This window comes from Streptosporangium sp. G12 (assembly GCF_052983175.1).
This window is the reverse complement of the sequence record NZ_JBRIQO010000069.1, coordinates 1-5,152: the sequence shown is the minus strand read 5'-3', so window position 1 is coordinate 5,152 and position 5,152 is coordinate 1. Positions and strand designations below refer to the sequence as shown.

General features: G+C 67.6%; 3 protein-coding genes. All 3 read left to right on the top strand.

All coding sequences use genetic code 11. The features are described from left to right. Nucleotides 1–635: 635 nt before the first annotated feature. Nucleotides 636–3,818, top strand: a complete 3,183-nt coding sequence (locus tag ACVCAG_RS45560; RefSeq protein ID WP_440089875.1) for a DUF4082 domain-containing protein — start codon at nucleotides 636–638, stop codon at nucleotides 3,816–3,818. A gap of 133 nt (nucleotides 3,819–3,951) precedes the next feature. Beyond that, nucleotides 3,952–4,749: a class I SAM-dependent methyltransferase gene (locus ACVCAG_RS45555; RefSeq protein WP_440089874.1), complete on the top strand. Its 798-nt coding sequence runs from the start codon at nucleotides 3,952–3,954 to the stop codon at nucleotides 4,747–4,749. Between the two features lie 218 nt (nucleotides 4,750–4,967). Next, nucleotides 4,968–5,152 (top strand): hypothetical protein (locus ACVCAG_RS45550; protein WP_440089873.1); only part of this gene is annotated, 185 nt, incomplete at its 3' end.

Here is a 5,152-nt window from a genome sequence, read left to right as displayed (position 1 = left end):
AGGCCCAGCGCGGTCGCGAGCGCGATCTCCTCCGCCGTCGTGCACGCGCCCCGGTACAGGGAGCGGAGCAGCAGCAGCCCGGGAAGGGTGACACCGAGCGCGACGTAAACCCCGAACAGCGCCATGTCCGAACCCGAAACACCGTGAAAACCCAGCACGGCGATCGTGAAAACCCCCGCGGAAGCCGCGGGCAGCCACCTCGACGGCGACAGACCCCGCATTCCCCGGCTCAGACCGAGGTCTCCGCCGCTCGTGGGTCCGTCCGATCGAACGGCTCCCTCAGGCGCGGGCGGGTTCGGCGTGGTTCCCCGCACGGGCGACGTCATGCTCATGAGCGCAAGCCTGTCGGCTGGAACCCGCCGGAGGGCTCGGGGCACCGCGTCCCCGTCGATTCTTGCCGATCCCTTGTGCGAGCCAAGGACGGTGGCTCACGTTCCCCGGACCTTTGTGCGCCGGACGCGATTCTTGTTATGAAACAACCTTTTGGTGAGGAATAGCAGCCCGCGTCCGTCTTTCCAGGAACTCTCCGCTTTTCCAGGTGATACGTGACAGGACCCCGTTGTTGCTATGTTTCGCCTGCTTCCAGGCCTGGCCAGACGGCGGCTTGGCTGTGGGATCGCGATCGGAGTTGATGAATGTCGAACGGTGAGAAGACCACTCGGAGGCCGCGGCGGAGGCTTCGGACCATCCCCGCGGCCATCGGCGCCGGCGTTCTGATCGGGTTACTCACCTCCCCCTCCGTCCACGCCTCCGCCGGAGGGCGGCCCGTCTCCGACGTCCTGGCGGACTCCGGGCGGGACGACCCGCGTGCCGGCGCGGCCGTGCCCGGCCCGGCCCGGCGCGCCGGCACACCGCCGGTCACCTCCGATCTCGCCGTCTCGGTCGCGGACGGGATGCGCGAGGAGGCGCGCGCGATCCGGGCCGGGACCACCGGCCGTGGCAGGACGGCGCGGAGGCACCAAGCCGCCTGCCCCCCGACCTCGATCATCTGCCTGGAGAACAGCCTGCCGGGAAACCCTCCCAGCGAATGGGACGTCAGCGGAGTGGGCGCGGGGAACATCCAGGGTTACGCGACTCAGATGAGCGTCGACAAGGGGGAGACCGTACGGTTCAAGGTGATCACCCCCGCGAGCGACTACCGGATCGACATCTATCGCATCGGATACTACGGCGGCATGGGCGCGCGGAAGATGGCGACGGTCAACCCGTCCGTCCCGTTGCCCCAGCCGCAACCTGCCTGCCTGAGCGACGCGGCGACCGGCCTGGTCGACTGCGGGAACTGGGCGGAGTCGGCCTCCTGGGCGGTGCCGGCCGGCGCCGTCTCGGGGGTCTACCTCGGGAAGCTGGTCCGGGAGGACGGACCGGTCGGCGACAGCCACATCGTCTTCGTCGTCCGCGACGACCAGCGCGGGTCGGAGATCCTGGTCCAGACCTCCGACGCGACCTGGCAGGCGTACAACCGGTACGGCGGCAACAGCCTCTACTCCGGCAGTCCGGCCGGACGCGCCTTCAGGATCAGTTACAACCGCCCGTTCACCACGCGGGTGCACAGCCAGCCGTCGTGGTTCTTCAACTCCGAGTACCCCATGATCAGATGGCTCGAGGCCAACGGCTACGACGTCAGCTACACCAGCAACGTCGACACCGCGAGCCGCGGACAGGAACTGCTCGAACACGAGGTCTTCATGTCCGTCGGGCACGACGAGTACTGGTCCGACGACATGAGAGGGAACGCCGACAACGCCCGGGACAACGGCGTCAGCCTCGCCTTCTTCTCCGGGAACGAGATCTTCTGGAAGACCCGGTGGGAGAACAGCGTCGACGGGACGAACACCCCCTTCCGCACGCTTGTCTGCTACAAGGAAACGCTGGCCAACGCCAAGATCGATCCCAGCCCGCTGTGGACCGGAACCTGGCGCGACCCGCGTTTCTCTCCGCCGTCGGACGGCGGCAGGCCGGAGAACGCCGTGACCGGGACCTTGTTCGTCATCAACGGCATCGTCAACGACGCGATAACCGTTCCCGCCGCGTACAGCCAGATGCGGCTGTGGCGCAACACATCCGTGGCGAACCTGCAGCCCGGCCAGACGGCGGTCTTCCCTGCCGGAACACTCGGGTACGAATGGGACGTGGCACCCGACAACGGGTTCGCCCCGCCGGGGCCGGTGAAGCTTTCCAGCACGACGCTGACCAACCTGTCCAAATACCTGCTCGACTTCGGCAACACCTACGGCGCCGGGATCGCGACGCACAACCTCGCGCTCTACCGGCACTCGGGCGGCGCCCTCGTCTTCGGCGCGGGAACCACGCAGTGGTCGTGGGGGCTCGACGCCAGCCACGACCGGCCGGGCACGCCCACGGACATCCGCATGCAGCAGGCGACGGTCAACCTCCTCGCCGACATGCTGACGCAACCGGCGAGCCTCCAGCCGGGGCTGGTCCCGGCGACCGCGTCGACCGACACCGCCCCTCCGACGTCGGCGATCACCGACCCGTCGGCGGGCGCGCACGCCCCTGCCGGTAGCACCATCACGGTCCGCGGCACCGCGGCCGACACCGGAGGCGGCGTCGTGGCGGGCGTCGAGGTCTCGTTCGACGGCAACAGGTGGTTCCAGGCGACCGGCCGCACCGAGTGGCAGTACAAATGGACGCCCGAGACAGCCGGCCCGGTGACCATAAGAGCCCGGGCGGTCGACGACATCGGCAACCTCCAGAACGTGTCGGCCACGCTCCCCGTCACCATCACCGAAGGGTGCCCCTGCACGATCTGGCCGGCGACCACCGTGCCCGCCGTCGCCTCCCACAACGACACCCACCGGACCGAGGTCGGCGTGAAGTTCCAGACCACGACCGCGGGCGTCGTCTCGGGCGTCAGGTTCTACAAGGGAGCGCTCAACACGGGGACGCACGTCGGCAACCTGTGGAGCTCCACGGGACAGTTGCTGGCGCGGGCGACGTTCACCAACGAGACGGCGAGCGGCTGGCAGCAGGTGACCTTCTCCACGCCCGTCCAGGTGAGCGCCCACACCACCTACGTCGCCTCCTACCACACGACCTCGGGGTACTACTCGGTGACGCGGCCGTACTTCACCCAGCAGTACTCCAACGGCCTGATCGTCGCGCCCGAGACCGGCGTGGCGGGCGGCAACGGCGTGTACAAATACACCACCGCGAGCGCCTTCCCCACCTCCACCTACCAGGCCACGAACTACTGGGTCGACGTGGTGTTCACCCCGTACTTCACCCTCTGGGACGACACGACGGTGCCGGCGCTCCCGACCCAGAACGACCCCAAGGCGACCTCGGTCGGGGTGAAGTTCCGGAGCACCACGCCGGGGGTCGTGAAGGGGATCAGGTTCTACAAGGGCCCCCAGAACACCGGGACCCATGTCGGCAGCCTGTGGACGATCACCGGCCAGTTGCTCTCGAGCGCGACGTTCACCGGCGAGACCGCGTCCGGGTGGCAGGAGGTGCGCTTCGAGACGCCCATCTCCATCCAGGCCAACACCACATATGTGGCCTCTTATCACACCACGTCGGGCTACTACTCCGTCTCGAGGCTCTATTTCAACACGCAGTACAAGCGCGGTCCGCTCATCGCCCTCGCGAACGGCGCGGAGGGCGGCAACGGCACGTACGCCTACAGCGCGGGCAGCGTCTTCCCGACCAACAACTACCAGGCCACCAATTACTGGGTCGACGTGTTGTTCGACATCAGCCCGGCCCTCGCCCGGTCGGCCCCACGGCCCGCGGAAGGGCCGGCAGCCGCGGGCCTCGCGCTCCGGCGAAAGAACGGCGTCATATCCGATTCCCGATGACGGAGCTTTTCACAGACATCTCCATCGCATGCGTAACAGAATGCCGGATCAGAAGAAAAGGCTGCGTGCAATGCCACTCACCACTGTTTCCACCATCATCCGCAACGCCGCGCGACCAGGTTATCTCCCGATCATGTCCCGCAAGATCTGGACACGGGTGAGTTCGGGGCACGACCGGGAGAGAAGGGCCGCGCACACGTGGGCGGCCGGGCAGGCGGAGGACCTCGGCACCTGGGGTGGCCGTATCGACGCCGCCCTGTGGCAGGAAGGCGCGGACTTCGCCCGGACCCTCGCCGAATCGGCCCGCCCCCGGGTCGAGGCACTCGCCTCGGCCGGTGTCGACCTGGGCGGGCCCGGCGGTGTCGAGCTGCTCCACTTCCTCACCAGGATCCTGCGCCCGGATACCGTGCTGGAGACGGGAGTCGCCGCCGGGTGGTCCACGTCCGCCATCCTCGCGGCGATACGTATGAACGGGACCGGTCACCTCTTCTCGAGCGACTTCCCGTTCTTCCGCCTCCCGGAACCCGAGCGGTACATCGGATACGTGATCCCCGAGGAGCTGAAGGGGCCCTGGACACTCCACACCAAAGGCGACCGCCACAACCTCGAGAAGATCCTGCTTCCCGGTAGAGAGGTGGACCTGGTCCACTACGACTCGGACAAGACCCGCCAGGGAAGGGAGTTCTTCCTGCTGCGGTCGCAGCCGCATCTGAGCGGGAACCACATTCTTGTGATGGACGACATCCAGGACAACATGGTCTTCCAAGAGTACGCGGAGACCCAGGCCGCCTACCGGGTCTTCGCGTACCAGGGAAAGTTCATCGGCGTCACCGGGCCAGGCCTGGGAATCCTGGAGCGGAAAACGGACAGAGAACAGCCACCACGCCCATCCGGCGGCACATCCTTCCAATCAATTATGAAAAACATATAAAAAGCTAGGAAAAACATCGCGGAACGCGAGCGGCGGGGCCGGCCTCGGTCGTCGGCCTCACCAGGCTTGCCCGTATGGCCGAAACTCCGTCCTCCTCATCTCCCACCCCGGGCTCGCTCGCGATCATCGGGGACGATGAACCCGGCGGATCTCCCTCCCCGCGAGGGACCGCCGCCCTGCCTCGGAAGGCGAAACGTCTCGCAAGGTGGCTGCCCGCGATGTCGATGACCGCCGGCACGGCGGCGGTGCTGGCCCTCTACGGCGTCTCCGGCCGAGACATGCTCCTGTTCTGCGCCCATGTCGTACTGGCCATCGCCTTGCCGGGCGTCTTGCTGGTCCGTGCCCTGTACCGGGGCGCGCGCACGTCGGCGGAGGAGATCGCCCTCGGGCTGGCGCTCGGCTA